The 15952-nt window shown below is 63.3% G+C and carries 15 protein-coding genes and 1 tRNA gene; 8 read left to right on the top strand and 8 right to left on the bottom strand.

Going from position 1 to position 15952, the window contains the following annotated elements:
* Positions 1–52 precede the first annotated feature (52 nt).
* The 3 genes from choW to GY791_18145 are packed head-to-tail and all read left to right on the top strand — an operon-like array spanning position 53 to position 2657.
* On the top strand, positions 53–901 hold the full coding sequence (gene choW / locus GY791_18155; protein ID MCP4330352.1) for a choline ABC transporter permease subunit: 849 nt from the start codon (positions 53–55) through the stop codon (positions 899–901).
* A gap of 3 nt (positions 902–904) precedes the next feature.
* A complete protein-coding gene (choV, locus tag GY791_18150; protein ID MCP4330351.1) occupies positions 905–2143 on the top strand; it encodes a choline ABC transporter ATP-binding protein in 1239 nt (412 codons plus the stop codon).
* A gap of 22 nt (positions 2144–2165) precedes the next feature.
* The gene (locus GY791_18145; protein ID MCP4330350.1) at positions 2166–2657 is read left to right on the top strand and encodes a pentapeptide repeat-containing protein; all 492 of its coding nucleotides are present in this window, start codon (positions 2166–2168) and stop codon (positions 2655–2657) included.
* A 1-nt stretch (position 2658) separates the two neighbouring features.
* Here the strand turns inward: GY791_18145 and GY791_18140 are convergent, their stop codons facing one another.
* The 3 genes from GY791_18140 to GY791_18130 are packed head-to-tail and all read right to left on the bottom strand — an operon-like array spanning position 2659 to position 3638.
* Positions 2659–2874 (bottom strand): hypothetical protein, encoded by a 216-nt coding sequence (locus tag GY791_18140; GenBank protein MCP4330349.1) that lies wholly within the window; start codon positions 2872–2874, stop codon positions 2659–2661.
* Entirely contained in the window at positions 2867–3085 is a 219-nt protein-coding gene (locus GY791_18135; protein MCP4330348.1) for a helix-turn-helix transcriptional regulator, read from the bottom strand. The genes GY791_18140 and GY791_18135 overlap by 8 nt, the downstream gene beginning before the upstream one ends.
* A gap of 7 nt (positions 3086–3092) precedes the next feature.
* Positions 3093–3638, bottom strand: a complete 546-nt coding sequence (locus GY791_18130) for a DUF2975 domain-containing protein (GenBank protein MCP4330347.1) — start codon at positions 3636–3638, stop codon at positions 3093–3095.
* Positions 3639–3856: 218 nt separating this feature from the next.
* On the opposite strand from GY791_18130, the gene GY791_18125 reads away from it, so the two are divergent.
* Positions 3857–3947: transfer RNA gene (locus GY791_18125), tRNA-Ser, on the top strand.
* Between the two features lie 318 nt (positions 3948–4265).
* Here the strand turns inward: GY791_18125 and GY791_18120 are convergent.
* The 5 genes from GY791_18120 to GY791_18100 all read right to left on the bottom strand — a co-directional run bounded on the left by GY791_18120 (position 4266) and on the right by GY791_18100 (position 10431).
* Positions 4266–5036: an ATP-binding protein gene (locus GY791_18120; protein MCP4330346.1), complete on the bottom strand. Its 771-nt coding sequence runs from the start codon at positions 5034–5036 to the stop codon at positions 4266–4268.
* Entirely contained in the window at positions 5033–6532 is a 1500-nt protein-coding gene (locus GY791_18115) for an IS21 family transposase (GenBank protein ID MCP4330345.1), read from the bottom strand. The genes GY791_18120 and GY791_18115 overlap by 4 nt, the downstream gene beginning before the upstream one ends.
* 500 nt (positions 6533–7032) lie before the next feature.
* On the bottom strand, positions 7033–7716 hold the full coding sequence (locus tag GY791_18110) for a cobalamin-binding protein (GenBank protein ID MCP4330344.1): 684 nt from the start codon (positions 7714–7716) through the stop codon (positions 7033–7035).
* A gap of 47 nt (positions 7717–7763) precedes the next feature.
* A complete protein-coding gene (locus tag GY791_18105; protein ID MCP4330343.1) occupies positions 7764–9221 on the bottom strand; it encodes a hypothetical protein in 1458 nt (485 codons plus the stop codon).
* A 253-nt stretch (positions 9222–9474) separates the two neighbouring features.
* Positions 9475–10431, bottom strand: a complete 957-nt coding sequence (locus tag GY791_18100; GenBank protein MCP4330342.1) for a LysR family transcriptional regulator — start codon at positions 10429–10431, stop codon at positions 9475–9477.
* 200 nt (positions 10432–10631) lie between these two features.
* Between GY791_18100 and GY791_18095 the strand changes: the two genes are divergently transcribed.
* The 4 genes from GY791_18095 to GY791_18080 are packed head-to-tail and all read left to right on the top strand — an operon-like array spanning position 10632 to position 15939.
* A complete protein-coding gene (locus GY791_18095; GenBank protein MCP4330341.1) occupies positions 10632–12644 on the top strand; it encodes a hydantoinase/oxoprolinase family protein in 2013 nt (670 codons plus the stop codon).
* Positions 12641–14230 (top strand): hydantoinase B/oxoprolinase family protein, encoded by a 1590-nt coding sequence (locus tag GY791_18090; GenBank protein ID MCP4330340.1) that lies wholly within the window; start codon positions 12641–12643, stop codon positions 14228–14230. The genes GY791_18095 and GY791_18090 overlap by 4 nt, the downstream gene beginning before the upstream one ends.
* Before the next feature lie 24 nt (positions 14231–14254).
* Positions 14255–15037 carry an SDR family oxidoreductase gene (locus tag GY791_18085; protein MCP4330339.1) on the top strand — a complete coding sequence of 261 codons (783 nt, stop codon included), beginning with the start codon at positions 14255–14257 and terminating at the stop codon, positions 15035–15037.
* 41 nt (positions 15038–15078) lie between these two features.
* The gene (locus GY791_18080) at positions 15079–15939 is read left to right on the top strand and encodes a xanthine dehydrogenase family protein subunit M (protein ID MCP4330338.1); all 861 of its coding nucleotides are present in this window, start codon (positions 15079–15081) and stop codon (positions 15937–15939) included.
* Positions 15940–15952 lie beyond the last annotated feature (13 nt).

Here is a 15952-nt window from a genome sequence, read left to right as displayed (position 1 = left end):
AAACAAGGGCCGATGAACGGCCCGCGACCGGCACCAGCAGGGGAGGCGGACAATGGAATGGCTGACATCGCACAAGATTCCGCTCGGGATCTGGGCCGATGATTTTATTCTGTTCATCGAGGACAATTTCGCGACCGTCCTCGATTACGTGACCGACAATCTGCGGTTCGTCATGGAAGGACTGACCGATGTGCTGTTGTGGGTCAATCCGTTCGTTCTGATGGTCCTCGTCGCCGCGTTCGCCTTCTGGTTGCACCGCTCGATTATCCTCGCCCTCGGTATCATCCTGTCGCTGCTCCTGGTCGCCAATCTCGGCTACTGGGAGGCGCTGATCCAGACCTTCGCGCTGATCATCTTCGCGACCACAGTCTGTATGGCTGTCGGCGTGCCGCTCGGTGTTGCCGCGGCCCATCGGCCCTGGCTCTATACGGCGCTGCGCCCGGTGCTCGACCTGATGCAGACGATCCCGACCTTCGTCTACCTGATCCCGACCTTGGTGCTGTTCGGCCTCGGCCTCGTGCCGGGCCTGATCTCGACGGTGATCTTCGCCATCCCGGCGCCGATCCGGCTCACCTATCTCGGCATATCGTCGGTGCCCGACCCGCTGAAGGAGGCGGCCGAATCGTTCGGCGCGACCAAGCGGCAATTGCTGTGGAAGGTCGAATTCCCCTACGCCATGCCGACAATCATGGCCGGCCTCACCCAGTGCATCATGCTGTCGCTGTCGATGGTCGTCATCGCCGCCCTGGTCGGCGCCGACGGGTTGGGCAAGCCGGTGGTCCAGGCACTTAACACGGTCAACATTCCGAAGGGCGTCGAATCCGGCATCTGTATCGTCATCCTTGCCATCCTCCTCGACCGCATCTGCAAGCAGCGTTCGGCCGAGAAGAAGGAGGACTGAGCGATGGCGGTGGTCGAATTCAAGAACGTCAGCATCATCTTCGGCGACAACGCGACGGCGGCGCTACCGCTGGCCGACGCCGGCGAGACCCGCGAGGAGATCCTCGAGGAGACCGGCAGCGTGCTCGGCGCCAGCAACTGCTCGATCGCCATCGAGGAAGGCGAGATCTGCGTCCTGATGGGCCTGTCCGGTTCCGGCAAGTCGACGCTGCTGCGCGCCGTCAACGGCCTCAACAAGGTGACGCGCGGCGAGGTCTTGGTCGCCGATGGCGACACCACCATCGACGTCGCGAGCTGTAGCGCAAAGGTCTTGCGCCACCTGCGCATGGGACGCGTCGCCATGGTCTTTCAGCAGTTCGGCCTGTTGCCGTGGCGGACGGTCGAGGAGAATGTCGGCCTCGGCCTCGAACTCCGCGGCGTCAGCAAGGAGGAACGCAAGGCGACGGTCGGAGAAAAATTGAAACTGGTCTCCCTCGAGCCTTGGAAGAACAAGTATGGCCATGAACTGTCCGGCGGCATGCAGCAACGGGTCGGCCTCGCGCGCGCCTTCGCGACCGACGCCGAAATCCTGCTGATGGACGAACCGTTCTCGGCGCTCGACCCGCTGATCCGCAACCACCTGCAGGACGAACTGCTCGATCTGCAGCGTACGCTCAAGAAGACGATCATATTCGTCAGCCACGATCTCGACGAGGCGATCAAGATCGGCAGCCATATCGCGATCATGGATGGCGGCCGCATCGTTCAGTACGGCAAGCCCGAAGAGATCGTGCTTCATCCGGCCAACCAATACGTCGCCGACTTCGTCGCCAATATGAACCCGTTGCATGTCCTGCGCTGCGCCTCGCTGATGACGCCGGTCGCGCGGATCGAGCAAGAGAGCGGCGAGCTGCGGCTCGACTGGTCGGGCCACAGCCGCGTCGTCGTCGACGATCGAAACCGGCCGGTCAAGGTCACCGTCGATGGCGCCGATGGCCGCCTCGTCGCCTACGATCCCGGGCTCGACCTCGACGAGCTGGGCCATGAGGAAGTCGTAACCGCCGGCCCCGACCTCCGCATGCACACGGCGATCGAGATCCGTTCGCGAACCGGCACCCCGGTGGTCATCGTAGAGGACGAACGCATGATCGGCGTGGTCGGCGACGACGAGATCTATCAGGGCATGCTGCGGCAATCCGGCTTGGCCGCCAAGGTGGCCGCCGATGCGGCGGCCGCGGACGACGAACCGGCGGTCGGCGGCTGACAATTGAAGCGGTGAGAGGACGATGCGCGCACGCTTTCATCTTATCCTGCCGGCCGTCGCCGCCCTCATGACGCCGGCGATGGCCCTGGGTGCCTGCGGCGATCCGCCGGCTCCCGCGGTCGATTGGCGGGGCTGCGACAAGAGCGGGGTCGAGTTGGTCGGCGCCGACCTCGGCGGCGCCAATTTGGCCGGCGCGGATTTCAGCGGGGCCAATCTTCGCTTCGCGGTGCTGCGGGAGGGCAACCTCCGGGACACCAACCTGTCTCTGGTTTCGCTCCGGGGCACCGACCTCGCCGGCGCCAATTTACGTGACGCCGATCTGAGCTATGCCAATCTGCGCGGGGCCAACCTGCGCGACGCCTATCTACGCGGCGTCGATCTCACCGGGGCCAATCTGCGCGACGCCGACCTGACCGATGCCAATGTGGAAAAAGCGAACTTCTCCGGCGCGACCTGGATCGATGGCAAAGTCCGCTGTCTGGTCGGCTCGGTCGGGCAGTGCAAGGTCGAATGACCTAATTCACCGGACCTTGGACGCAACGGTGGGGAAAGCTGCGGCCCTTGGTGCCGCCGCCCGCACATTGGACCACACAATTGTCGGCCGACAGGCAGGCCGCCTCGATCATGTTACGCGGCAGGCGCGCCAGCCCGTCGTCCCAATCGCGCCGGTCGCATCCCGCGCCCAGGAACGTCAAAACCAACACTGCGGCGGTAACCACTGCCCTAGTCATCGGTGACATCGGGATCGTATTCGAGGATGTCGCCCGGTTGGCAGTCGAGATAGGCGCAGATCCGTTCCAGGGTGGCGAATCGCACGCCCCGGACCTTGCCCGACTTGAGCAGTGAGATGTTTTGCTCGGTGATCCCGACATGGGCGGCGAGGTCCTTCGATTTCACCTTGCGGCGGGCCAGCATGACATCGAGATTGACCACGATCGCCATCTATTTCTTAGACGAATTCGGCATTTTCGTCGGCGATGCGGGTCGCCTCGCCCATGATCGTGGCGACGACGAGAAACAGCAGGCCGACGAACAGCGTCTGGATCTCGCCGCTGCCGAAACTGATCGACAGCATGCGTTGCCCGGGAGGGTTGTCGAGTGTGAGCAGGACGGTCAGGGCGGCGCCAGCGACCGGCTGGACGACTGCCATCAGGATCACCGCCCAGGCGAAGGCGCGGAGCCGCCGGGCGCCTTCGGCGACGAACACCTTGCCGGTGCAATAGAGTGTGAACAAACGGCGCAATTGATCGAGGCCGAACAGCAACGGGCCCGCGGCGGCCAGGGTCACCGCGGCCGCGGCGACGCGGAGTCCGAGCGGCAGGTCGGGGTCGCTGCGCCGGACCATTTGCAGTTCAGGGGTGTTCCAGAAAATCTCCGGCGCGAACAGCCACAGCGCGGCCAGCAGCACGGGCAAAACGGCCAACGCGGCGACCGTCAGCACCCGCATCACGGCGCTCAGGCGCTGAATTTTGTGGAGTTGGGACGGTTCGATCATGGTGTTCGTTTCGCAGCAATAAATTATTGTTTAACGATAAGTTCTGGTTTTCGCAAGATCTATTATCATGGCTGCGTTCGGCATTCGCCCGGTGACCGATTGCCCGCCATTCGCGCCGTCACGCCGCCGCAGCAGCAGTCGCGGAACTGCGCCGTATCGGGAACGCGCCCGCGCTTGGCCATGCCCGGCCGACCTGCTATACGTGGCGCCCTTCAGGGGGAGGGATGGCCGAGCGGTCGAAGGCGCACGCTTGGAAAGCGTGTATACGGTACCCCCGTATCGTGGGTTCGAATCCCACTCCCTCCGCCATTATGTGCGTAATGGATATTCTCCTTCCGTGGACCGAGGTCCCTTGAACGGCGTAGGTTTTGGCCTTTACTGCGGAATATCCGAACTGTGCGGAACCTTTTGTCAACGGCGGAGCAAAGTTAGTCCAGCCCCTGGGGGTCACTCCACAGGGCGGCGTAAGATTAGTCCACTTGATGTGATGCCGAATGTGGTGTTGCGGGTTGTCCCGGTAGTCCTTAGGAGGGAACCGCGCTGCTTCGAGTAGCGCTTTGCACGACGCGAAGCGAAGCAGCGTGGGGGGTGCCTGTGGACCCACCGGGTCAACCATGGCCTCAGTGGTTAAGGAGGCGTTTTTCGGGATTTTCGTCGTTTTCGGCTTTGATTGAGGCGATAGCTCTCGCCGTTCATTTCCAGGATATGGACATGATGGGTGAGACGGTCCAGCAAGGCCCCGGTCAGGCGTTCGGAGCCGAACACTTCGGTCCACTCGTCGAAGGGCAGATTGCTGGTCACCAGGGTGGAGCCGCGTTCGTAACGTTGGCTGAACACCTCGAACAGCAGTTCGGCGCCGGTTTTGCTGAGCGGCACGAAGCCGAGTTCATCGATGATCAGCAATCTGTATTTTGCCAGCTGCTTCTGGAAGCGCAGCAGGCGCTTTTCGTCCCTGGCCTCGATCAACTCGTGGACCAAAGCCGCCGCTGTGATGAAGCCAACGGTGAGGCCTTTCTGGCAGGCGGCCAGACCAAGGCCAAGGGCGATATGGGTCTTGCCGGTACCGCTGTTGCCGAGCGCGATGACATTCTCACGACGCTCGATGTATTCGCATCGCGCCAACTCCAAGACCAACATCTTGTTGAGCGAGGCGATGGCCTTGAACTCGAAGCTGTCGAGGCTCTTGACGGCGGGGAACTTGGCCTGCCTGATCCGCCGCTCGATCATGCGGCGTTCGCGATCGATCAACTCCAACTCGGTCAAGCGGACAAGATAACGTACATGGTCGACGCCCTCGGCGGCGCACTGGCGGGCCAGCTTGTCATACTCGCGCAGGAAGGTCGGCAGCTTGAGGGTCTTGAGATGATGGGCCAGCAACACTTGCGGCCTATCGGTCATGGCGCGTCTCCAGCCAACAGGCTCATATAACTGGCGGCGGCCGTGGTCGCCACCCGAGCCCGTGGCAGATAGGGATAGACATCCAAGTCGAGCCGGGGCGGACGCCGTTCGACCCGGCACAGCACCAGGTGTTTGACGGCGTCATAGCTGATCGCACCCAGGCGCAAGGCATCCTTGATGGCGCCATTGAGTTCCCTGAGATCGAAGGTCTCCAGAAGCCGCAGGACCTGCACGTATTCCCGCTTGCCTGGCTTACCCAAGCGAGCTTCCAGAAGGTGGCGCAGGGTTGCAAACGCCTCGGGAAGATCCCAGCCGGCCAGCGGTGCGGCCTGGTCCAAGGCGCCGATCTTGTGCTCCAGCAAAGGCAGGTAGTGGATCGGATCGAAGACCATGTCCTCCCGGTCGTAGGAACGGCGGTGACGAGCAATGATCTCGCCGCCGCAACCGATGACCACCTCATCGACATAGCCTCGAACCCAGACGTCCTGGTGGCCGTAGGCGACTGGCACCGAGTAGTCGTTGCTCCGGTAGCGCACCAGGGACAGGGAGTTGACCCGCGTGGCCTGTTTGTCGCAGGCCTCGAACGGCGCCGGCGGCAACACCATCAACGCCTCGCGATCACGCTCGAGGCGCTCGCCAATCGACTCGCGGTGGCCGCGCAGGACGTCGCCTTCACGTTTGCGGCACAACTCCTCCAGGTGGGCATTGAAGGTATCCCAGCTCTCGAACCGGGGAAGCGGCACCATGAAGTTCCGCCGCGCGTAGCCAACCAACCCCTCCACCTTGCCTTTGTCGTTCCCCTTGCCGGGACGGCCATAACGGTCCTCGAAGAGATAATGGGATTGCAGCCCGCTGAAAGACCGCGTCCGTTGCCGTGTGCCGTCCGGCAGGATGCGCGACACCAGGCACTTGTCGTTATCATACAGGATCGACTGGGGGACCCCGCCGAAGAAGGCGAAGGCCCTGTTGTGGCCGTCCAGCCAAGCTTCCGTCGTCGCCGCCGGGAAGGCCGCAACGAAGCAGGCGTCGCTGTGGGGAAGGTCCATGGCGAAAAAATGCGCCCGCCGCTTGACCCCGGCGATAATCGCATCTGCCTCGCCAAAGTCCGCCTGGGCTTGCCCCGGCCGATGTGCCAGCGGCACGAACATCTCCCGCAGACGACGGCGCCGTTCGCGAACGTAATCCTTGACGATGGTCTGCCCACCCGTGAAGCCATGCTCGTCCCGCAGACGCTCGAATATCCGCTTCGCCGTGTGGTGCTGCTTGCGGTGGACCGCTCGATCCTCCTCCAGAATACGGTCGATGATACCCGTGAACGGGGCCAGCTTCGGACGCTTCGGTGGTTGGCGGCGACGGTAGCCAGGCGGCTCCGAATGACGCAGCATCTTCTTCACCGTCTCGCGTGCTATGCCAAACCGGCTTGCTGCTTCGCGCTGACTCAACCCATCAACATGGCACGCCAGTCGAACACGCAGATATAGGTCCACGGTGTACATCCTCCCGCCTTCCATCCCCAAAAGGAGTGAAGGCTACAGCTGGCAGAGTGTTACTCTGCCCGCGGATGGACAAATCCCCCCGCTTCCGTGGACTAATTTGTCACCGCCGCTTACAGCGCCAGCTCGGACACCTCAGCGGAACCTTCAGCGAAGACGAATGTGCAAACTATTTCAGAAATTCCGGATACGCTTCAAACTAATCATGAAGCACTCTAGTGACGGAGAACAAGATTCTCGAGTTCGATTTCAGCGCGGGATCTGAAGCAACCGGCAAGCTCACGAAGCAACAGCAGGGGCGTCTGGATCATGAGGTCGAGATTAGCTTCTGACCGACCGAAAGCCAGGAAGTCTCAGGGAATCTCGGTTTACGGAAGTTACATCTCTGCAGTCAGTTTCCGGCCAGAATCGACACCCCTGCCAGCTTCATTTCCGAACGGGTGAAAGCGCTGGTCGAATTCGACTATCCATTTCAGCCTGGGTGCCACCCTTGGTGCAGGCGCTCAGCCCGCTCCCACCGGCGGCCTGTTGATGCCCATGAGCCCGTCCACCTTGAACACCGCGTCCTGTGCATCGAAGCCGACGGCATCGGCGCCGATTTCGTCGGCGAATCCCTGGGTAATCGGACAACCACCGACGACAACCTTGATCCGGTTCCGCATGCCGGACTGATCCAGTTTCTCTATCACCTTGCCCATTTGCAGGAGGGGCAGGGTCAATAGCGACGACATCCCCAGGACGTCGGGCTCGTGCTCCAAGACGGCCGCGATAAAATCATCGTTGTCTACGTCGACGCCCAAATCGACGACGTCGTATCCATTGGCTTGAAGCAGGGCCGCCACCAACGATTTACCGATGTCGTGGATGTCGCCCTTGACGGTTCCAATGACCACCTTTCCCGACGACATCCTGGTCGCGCCGCCGATCTTGATTCGTTCATCGAGGATCGCGACTCCCACCTTCATGACCTTGGCCGCCATGGTGAGTTCCGGAAGGAAGATGACGCCGGCGCCGAAATCCACTCCAACCTGTCTGATTCCCGGCACCAGGCCCTTCTCGACGCCATCCAGGGGGTCCATGCCGTTCTTCAGGCCTTCCTCAATCAGGCGAATACATTCGTCGTCGTCACCGTCGATGACCGTATCGGCGATTCGATCGAAGAAATCGTCATCAATTGCCGTGCTCATGTCATTGCCCTTCCTAGACGGGCTCTCCCGGGATGCGCCGGGAGCCGTCAGTTGACGTCGCGCCGGACGACGAAGTCGAGATAGTCGTCGATTTCACTGCAGATTTCGGGGGCGACCGGCGATTCGGCGGTTTCCAGTATCTCCGCCGCCTTCTGCGTGGCCTTATCCTTGAGTTCAGTATGTCCGCGCTCCCAGGACTCGAAGAAATCGCGGTTGCTCAGTTGGGGAATGAAGAACTCCGCGCGGTACCATTCCCGGGTATGTTTCTCCGCCATGTAGCTGCCGGGGAGCGGCCCCACCTTCAGTATCTCATCGACGGCCAGCCGTTCGTCATCAACGACGATCCCCTTCAGGTACTGGCCGATGAAACCGGCAATCTCGTTCTCCAGCACCATCTCCGGCCAGGACACGAAGTTGAAGCCGGCGGTGCCGCCCAGGTCCCAGATGTAGCTGATCCCGCCGAGGGCATAGGTGTACATCTTGAGCGCCTTCTCGTAGGCCGTCTGCTGGTCCATCTCGCATGAATCGCTCATGCCGAACCCGGCGCAAGGAACCCCGTAATGTTTGGCCATGGCCGAAATTCCGGCGCCGACCGTGCCATATTCCGGGTTGCCGCAGGACCACAGGCCGGTCCGCATATCCATGGCCGGATTGAACGAGCAGAAGGCCAGTGGATGGCCCGGTTTGTAACTCTGCGCCTGAACGACCAGGGCAAGGATTTCGGCGATCGCCTGCACCAGCATTCCGGCCAGGGTCGCCGGCCCGGTGGCGCCGCCCATGAGCGCGCTTTCGATGGACAGGGGAATGCCGGCATCGCAGAAACCGATCAGCCAACTCGTGTAGTTGATATCGATCACTCTGGGCGGGTTGACGACGACGTGGCCGAGCAGGTGGGGTTTTTGCCGCAGCGCCTCCTCGCCGCCGGCGGCGATCTGCCAGATCTTTATCAGATCGGGGATCTCATCCTCGGCGCCGGTGTTGTAGACCCAGGTCGCCGTCTTGTTGGAGTTCTTCATCCATTCGGCGACCAGAATCTGCGCGTTGCAGATCTTCGGCTCATCATAGAGCCACATCACCGGTTTATAGAGCCCGTGCACATTCTCCAACGCTTCAGCCACCAGGGTTCCCTCGACGGCATCCTGGCGGGTGACCTGACGCCGCTCGCCGGTTCGGAAATCCTCGATATAACGGCCGGAGACGGTACAAAAGTGGACCTCGCCGGTGCCGATTGAACAATCGAGGCTGGGATCGTTGCGCCCATGTAGGGTGAAGGTCTCCGGGCATTGGGCGAGCGCGTCCATGATCACCTTCTCGGAAATCGTGACCAGCGTCCGGTCGTTCGCGAGCGTGCATCCGGCCGCCTCGAACATTTCAGCGGCGCGCGGATCGTCGCACCGCATGCCGCCTTCCGCGAGCACGCGGACGGCCGCGTCATGGATCCGGGCGCACTCCTCCTCCGTAATAGGCGACAGCGAACCCACCAGTTTTCCCGAAAAGCCTTTCATGCCTGCCGCTCCGTTACCTGTCCCGCCGCCTCCCGGGATACCCATTCCAGCGATGCCACGTGCCGGTCGATCGCCATTCCCGGCCGGCCGGTGTCACGGTCCGGGGTCGGGGTAGACTCCCACCTTCCGATATTCGACGGAAATTTGAATTGATAAATTTCAATTTATCTCTCCACGTCATAGCTTTTGGCTATGATCGCGGCGAATTAGCTGATTCGGCGGGATTTTTCGGTGCGAGGCGGACGTTACCCGCTCAAATCGTCGGAGGTTCCTGGATCGGCGCCGCTTGGCAGGGGCCGCGGCCGGCGTGGCGCTGAAGGAACCAAGCTTTGCAGAACCGGGAAAATATCGTCATCGCCCGTGACGGCCGCAACTGGCAGAGTCGGGCCATGCCTAAGTTGCCGGGAACGGTTTCATCGGCCAGCGGGCGGGTGACGATGGTTTGGCCATCGTAGGTATGGTCATCGTAAGGGTGGGTGACCAACAGGGAATAGCCCCGGTTTCTGCCGACCAGGCCCCGCACCATCTCAATGGACGGCGAACTAAAGGCGATCCGGGGTTCGATGCCGATATTTCTGAATAGGCCGGTGAAGAAATCACGGCTTGGCGGAACATCCAAAAGGATCAACGGTTCGTCCTTCAAGCTGGCCAGGGAAATTCTCTTCATCTTCGCCAACCGGTGCCCGTGCGGCAGAAGGACGTACGGATCGAACGATGCCAGAATATCGATCTCGATGTCGCCGGGAAGCAGCAAATCATACATCAGGGCAAGCTCGAAGCGTCCGGAGGCCAACCCGCGAACGAGATCGTCCTGATTGCCCTCGTGAAGCCTGATGTCGATACTCGGATACCGTTCGGAGAAATCGGCAAGCAGGGCCGGCATGAATACCGGCGCGACGGTTGCGAAGCAGGCGAGCTCCAACTGGCCGCTGACCGTGTCGCTCGATTCCTGCACGTTCTGTTGCAGTTCGCCGGCATATCGCAAGAGGCCGCGGGCATCCGATAACAATCGTTCACCGGCCGGCGTCAGCGATACGCCGCGGGCGTGATGGCGGATAAAGAGTTGCACGTCAAACTGTCTCTCGAGGGTTGTGATCGCCTTCGACAGCGACGGCTGGGAAACGTTTAACGATCGGGCGGCCTTGGCGATTGACCGGTTCTCCGCCGTCGCGACAAAGTATTCAAGCTGTCTCAATGAGTATCGCAGCATGGCCCAATCTCCTTCGGGAGACGCCAACCCGTGGCAATCCGTCGCGCCAGCCCGCACGACAGATTAATTCATAGCCAAAAGCTATAAACAAATAAAAGAAATTGAATTTTACCTATTCAGAATTCCGTCGAGAATTGACAAGACGGCGCGACGAGCGCCCCGCAGCCGGGGCCGGGCCAGAATTCAATGGACTACCAACGATGACAAGGAGCTGGAAAGTCGGCGTCGATATCGGCGGAACGTTCACCGACGTCATCGCCGTCAACGCCGGCGATGGCGAGGTCAGGACCGCCAAGGTACAAAGCCAGGCCAGCGACCCGGCGGCCAGCATCGTCGCGGCATACGGGGCCGTGGGCATCGACTGGGCCGACGTCTCGGATCTCATGCATGGAACGACAATGGCGACCAACGCCATCGTCGAGGACCGGCTGGCGCCGGTGGCGTTGATCGCCACCGAGGGCTTTTCCGACACCATCGAGATCGGCCGCCAGAACCGGCGCGCGCTCTATCGCCTCGACGTGACCCCGAAGTTGCCGCCGTTGGTGCCCGCCGACCGCAGGTTCGAGGTGGCCGAGCGCGTTGACGCCCAGGGCCGGGTTCTGACGCCATTGACCGAGGTTGAGGCCGAGCGCGTGGCGGCGGCCGTCAAGGATACGGTCGTCGAGTCCGTTGCCGTCTGCTTGTTGCAATGCTTCGCCAACGCCGAACACGAAACGCAACTCGGCCGCCGGCTTCAGGCCCATATTCCATATGTAGCGCTGTCCCATCGTATGAGCCCGGAGCCGCGCGAATACGAGCGCACCAACACGACAGTGCTGAACGCCGCTCTGATGCCGTTGACGGCGGGATATCTGGACAAGTTGCGTGAAAGCGCGGCGGGCGGGACAAATCTCCATCTCGTCCACTCCGCCGGCGGCATGGCATCGATCGCGGCGGTCGAGGACCGGCCGCTGGCGCTTGCCCTGTCGGGGCCCGCGGCCGGGGTCGCCGCCGCCGGAAAAATCGCCCGGCAACTAGAGCTGGAGCAGGCTATCGGCTTCGACATGGGCGGCACCACCACCGATACCTGCGTGGTCATCGACGGCAAGGTGCAGGTTGGCAGTGACCAGCGTCTCGCCGAGCGGCCCGTTCGCCAACTCATGGTCGCCGTCGAGTCCATCGGCGCTGGCGGCGGCTCCATCGCCCGCGCCGTGGGCAGCGCAATCCGCGTCGGCCCCGACAGCGCCGGCGCCGAACCGGGGCCGGTTTGCTATGGCCTCGGCGGGGACCGGCCGACCGTCACCGACGCCAACCTGACTCTCGGCTATCTTAATACCGAACGCCTGCTCGGCGGCACCATCCGCCTCGATCCCGAGCTCGCGCGCGGCGCGATTCAGGAGATGGCGGATGATTTCAAGATATCCGTTCATGAGACGGCGCTCGGCGTCTACCGCGTGGCCAACGCCAGCATGGCCCGGGCCTTGCGCCGGGTCACCGTCGAGCGCGGCGTCGACGCGCGGGCATGCGCCCTGATCGCCTTCGGCGGCGCCGGCCCTATGCACGCCGTCGCCCTGGCCCGTGAATTCGGCATCGCCCGCGTCGTGGTGCCCAAGTTCTCCAGCGTCTTCTCGGCATTGGGCTGCCTGACCGCCGAACTCAGTTACGCTGAGCAGCACACAGCGCGCATGTCGAGCACGGCGTGGAACGCGGACGCCTTCGAGGCCATGCGCCGGAAAATGTATGACCGGCTGGCGGCGCCGCTCGCCGCGGCGGGCCATGATCCGGACACGGTAGTCGCCCATCATGTCGCCCTGATCCGCTACGCCGGGCAGAGCGATACGGTGGAGGTGCCGTTCGCGCCGCCGGCCGACCCCAGCGCTCTCGGCGACGGGTTCAAGGCAAGGCATGAACGGCTCTACGGGTTCGTGACGGACGAGCCGTGGGAACTGGAAACCCTACGTCTGACCCTGTCGGTGCCGGCGGGCAATGACATTGTGGCTCCCGCGGCCGGGAAAACCGCGGCGAAGGCACCAGTGACTGCCGCGTGTTGGTTCGACGGGGAAGGCCCGACGCCCGCACCCCGTTACGAGAGAGATACGCTGCCCGCCGGGTGGAAGGCTGAAGGGCCGGCCATCATCGAGGATGAATGGTCGACCACCGTGGTGCCGCCGGGCGCGACCGCGCGGAACGACGATGACGGACATATCCATATCGATACCGGGGAGGCACCATGAGCGCGCGACCCGATCCTTTTACCATCGAGGTCATCCGCAACGCCCTCACGGCCATTGCCGAGGAGATGTCGTTCGTGGTCATGCGCTCGGCGCGCTCGCCCCTGCTGCGCGAAGCCGGTGACCTGTCATCGGCCTTGACCGACGCCAATGGCGATCTGATCGCCCAGGGACGCGATATTCCAGCGCACCTGGGCGTCATGGGATCGACCGTACAGGAGTTCCTGAAGCGGGTTCCCGCCGGGCGGTTGTCACCGGGGGATGTCTGGTTCCTCAACCTGCCGGAGCTGGGCGGCAATCATCTTCCCGATGTCAAGGCCGTGCGCCCCGTATTCGCCGACGGGGCGTTGCAGGCCTTCGCCGTCAGCCTCGCCCACTGGGCCGATATCGGCGGCGCCAGGCCCGGCAGCTACGTTCCCGACGCCCGCGACGCCTGGCAGGAAGGGTTGCGAATTTCGCCGTTGCGCGTGTTTACCGCCGAGGGTCCGGACCGCGAGAAGCTGGACATGATCCTGGCCAACGTTCGCGGCAGCGCGGAACGGGAGGGCGATATCCTGGCCCAGATGGCGTCGACCCGAGCCGCCGACGAACGCCTGGCCAATGTCTTCGACCGCTACGGCGTCGCCATCGTGCGGGCCGCCATCGCCGACCTCCACGATCAATCCGAGGCCGAGATGCGGGCGGCCTTGCGCTCGCTTCCCCAGGGAGTCTATGAGGGCGAGGACTGGCTCGACGACGACGGCGCCGGCGGTGAGCCCATCGCGGTGCGGGTGCGCATCGAGATCGGCGACGGCGAAGCGACCTTCGATTTTTCCCGTACCGCCGGCGCCGCCCGTGGCCCCCTGAATGCGACGCCGTTCACGACCGCCGCCAGCGTGTTCTATGCGATCATGGCGATCGCCGGCCCCAACATTCAGCCCAACGCCGGATGCGCTCGTCCGCTGAAGATCGTCACCCCGGCGGGCTCGCTGGTAAACCCGCCGCGGGAACGCCCGGTGGTCGGCGGCAATCACGAGACCTCGCAACGGATCGTCGACGCCATCTTCCAGGCCATGGAGCCGGTCGTCGCCGAGCGCCTGACCGCCGGCGGCTCGACCACGTCGGGACTGCTGCTGTTCAGCGGCCGCGATCCCCGCACCGGCCAATGGACCACGCTCTACGAGGTACACGGCGGCGGCGAAGGGGCGCGTCACGATCGAGATGGCATGCCAGTGGTGCGGCCGCATATGTCCAATGTCATGAACACGCCGGCCGAGGTGATCGAGGCCAACTATCCGATCCTGATCGAACGCCAGGCCCTGCGGCGCGGGTCGGGAGGCAAGGGACGGCACCGCGGCGGCGACGGCCAGGTCCGCGTCTATCGCATCGCCGGGCCGGAAGTATGGCTGACGACCATGGTGGAACGCTGCCGGATCCCGCCGTTCGGCCTGCAGGGCGGGGAACCGGGCGAGGCCTTTCGCATCACCCTCGAACGGGCCTCGGGCGAAACCCTGGAACTGGCGGGAAAAACCCACGTCCGTCTCACGGAAGGCGACCGCGTGACCTTGGAAAGCAGCGGCGGCGGGGGCTACGGAGCGGCAAATGCGTAATCGGATCGAATCAAAGGAATTGCCATGAGACTGGAAAACAAGACAGCAATCATCACCGGCGCGGCTCAAGGTATGGGCGGCGTGATTACCGAGACCCTGGCACGCGAAGGTGCCGATCTGGTGCTCACCGCGCGCACGCGCGAGCCGCTCGAGGAGATGGCGGAGAAGGTTCGTGCCATGGGCCGCCGGGCGGAAGTGGCGCCGGCCGATGTGACCGACGAAGAACAGGTCGGGGGCGTCGTCGCGTGCGCCAAGGCGTTCTTCGGCGGACGCATCGATATCCTGGTCAATGCGGCGGGAGCCACCGGTCCCATCGAAACGCCGGTGTGGGAGATCGAAGCCCAGGCCTTCAACGATCTGCTTCACAAGAACGTCACCGGCGTGTTCCTGACCATGAAGCACGTCCTGCCGACCATGATCGAACAGCGCTACGGCAAGATCGTCACCATCGGCGGTGCTTCCGGGGTGCGCGGATACCGTTATCGCGCCGGCTACAGCTCGTCCAAATGGGCGATCCGCGGCCTGACGCGGACGGCGGCCCTCGATGTCGGCGAATACAACGTCAACGTGAACGCCATCATGCCAGGGATCGTCGAAACCCCGCGCATGGAAAAGCTCTGCCGCGAGAAAGCGAATGCGCGCGGCTGGACCGTCCAGCGGGTCTACGACGAATACGTCGAGGAGATGGCGCTGAAACGGGTGACGACGCCGCAGAACATCGCCGATGCCGTGGTCTTCCTGGCCAGTGACGAGTCGCAGAACATGACCGGCCAGGAACTCATCATTGACGGCGGCTGGGCGGTGTAAAGGGCAATGGCCAGGCGGATAACGAACCCTGCTGGAGGCACATGATGCTACCAACCTTCGAGCTCTTGGAACCGAAGTCCCTCGATGAGGCCCTGGCGGCTCTCGCCGACGGCGGCGGAACGCCCATGGCGGGGGGAACTAACCTGCTTCCCGATCTCCGCGCACGGGGCAAGGCCGACGGCCGCTTCATCAGCCTGTCGGAGATCGGCGAGTTGCGTCGGATCGACCATGGCGAGGGGCGTGCTGTCGTGGGCGCGGGAACCACGCTCACCGATATCTTGCGCGATCCCGCCATGCCGACGGCGGCCCCGTCGTTGGTCGCGGCGGCCAAGGTCTTCGCCGGTTCCATGGTCCGCAACGCGGCGACTATCGGCGGCAACATCTGCTACGGCTCGCCGGCGGCAGACATCGTTCCGCCGCTGCTGTCCCTCGACGCCGAGGTCGCGTTGGCCAGTAGCAGAGGAACACGGACCCTCGCCCTGAAGAACTATTTTCTCGACTATAAGAAGACAGCCAAGCGTCCTGACGAACTCCTGATTTCGGTCTCGTGGACGCTGCCGGAACCAGGCGCCGCCAATCTGTTTCACAAGTTGGGACGTAGAAGGGGCGATGCCATTACCGTTACCGGCGTCGCCGTTACGCTGGCCGCCAAGGAGGGCAAGTGTTCGAAAGCCCGCATCGCCCTGGGCGCGGTCGCGCCCACCGTATTTCGGGCCAAAGACGCCGAGGACGCCCTACTGGGCAAGGCGTTGACGGAGGAGATGATCGATGCGGCGGCGCACGCGGCTGCCGACGCATGCCGTCCCATCGACGACATCCGCGCCTCGGCCGATTACCGGCTCCACACGGCCCACGTTCTGGTGCGGCGCTTGCTGATGCAGGCATGGGAACAGGTCACCTGAATCGGACATAAGA

It is taken from the genome of Alphaproteobacteria bacterium (assembly GCA_024244705.1).
Lineage (GTDB): Bacteria > Pseudomonadota > Alphaproteobacteria > JAAEOK01 > JAAEOK01 > JAAEOK01.
Note: the sequence above shows the minus strand (reverse complement) of the source record. Positions and strands in the feature narration are given on the sequence as shown.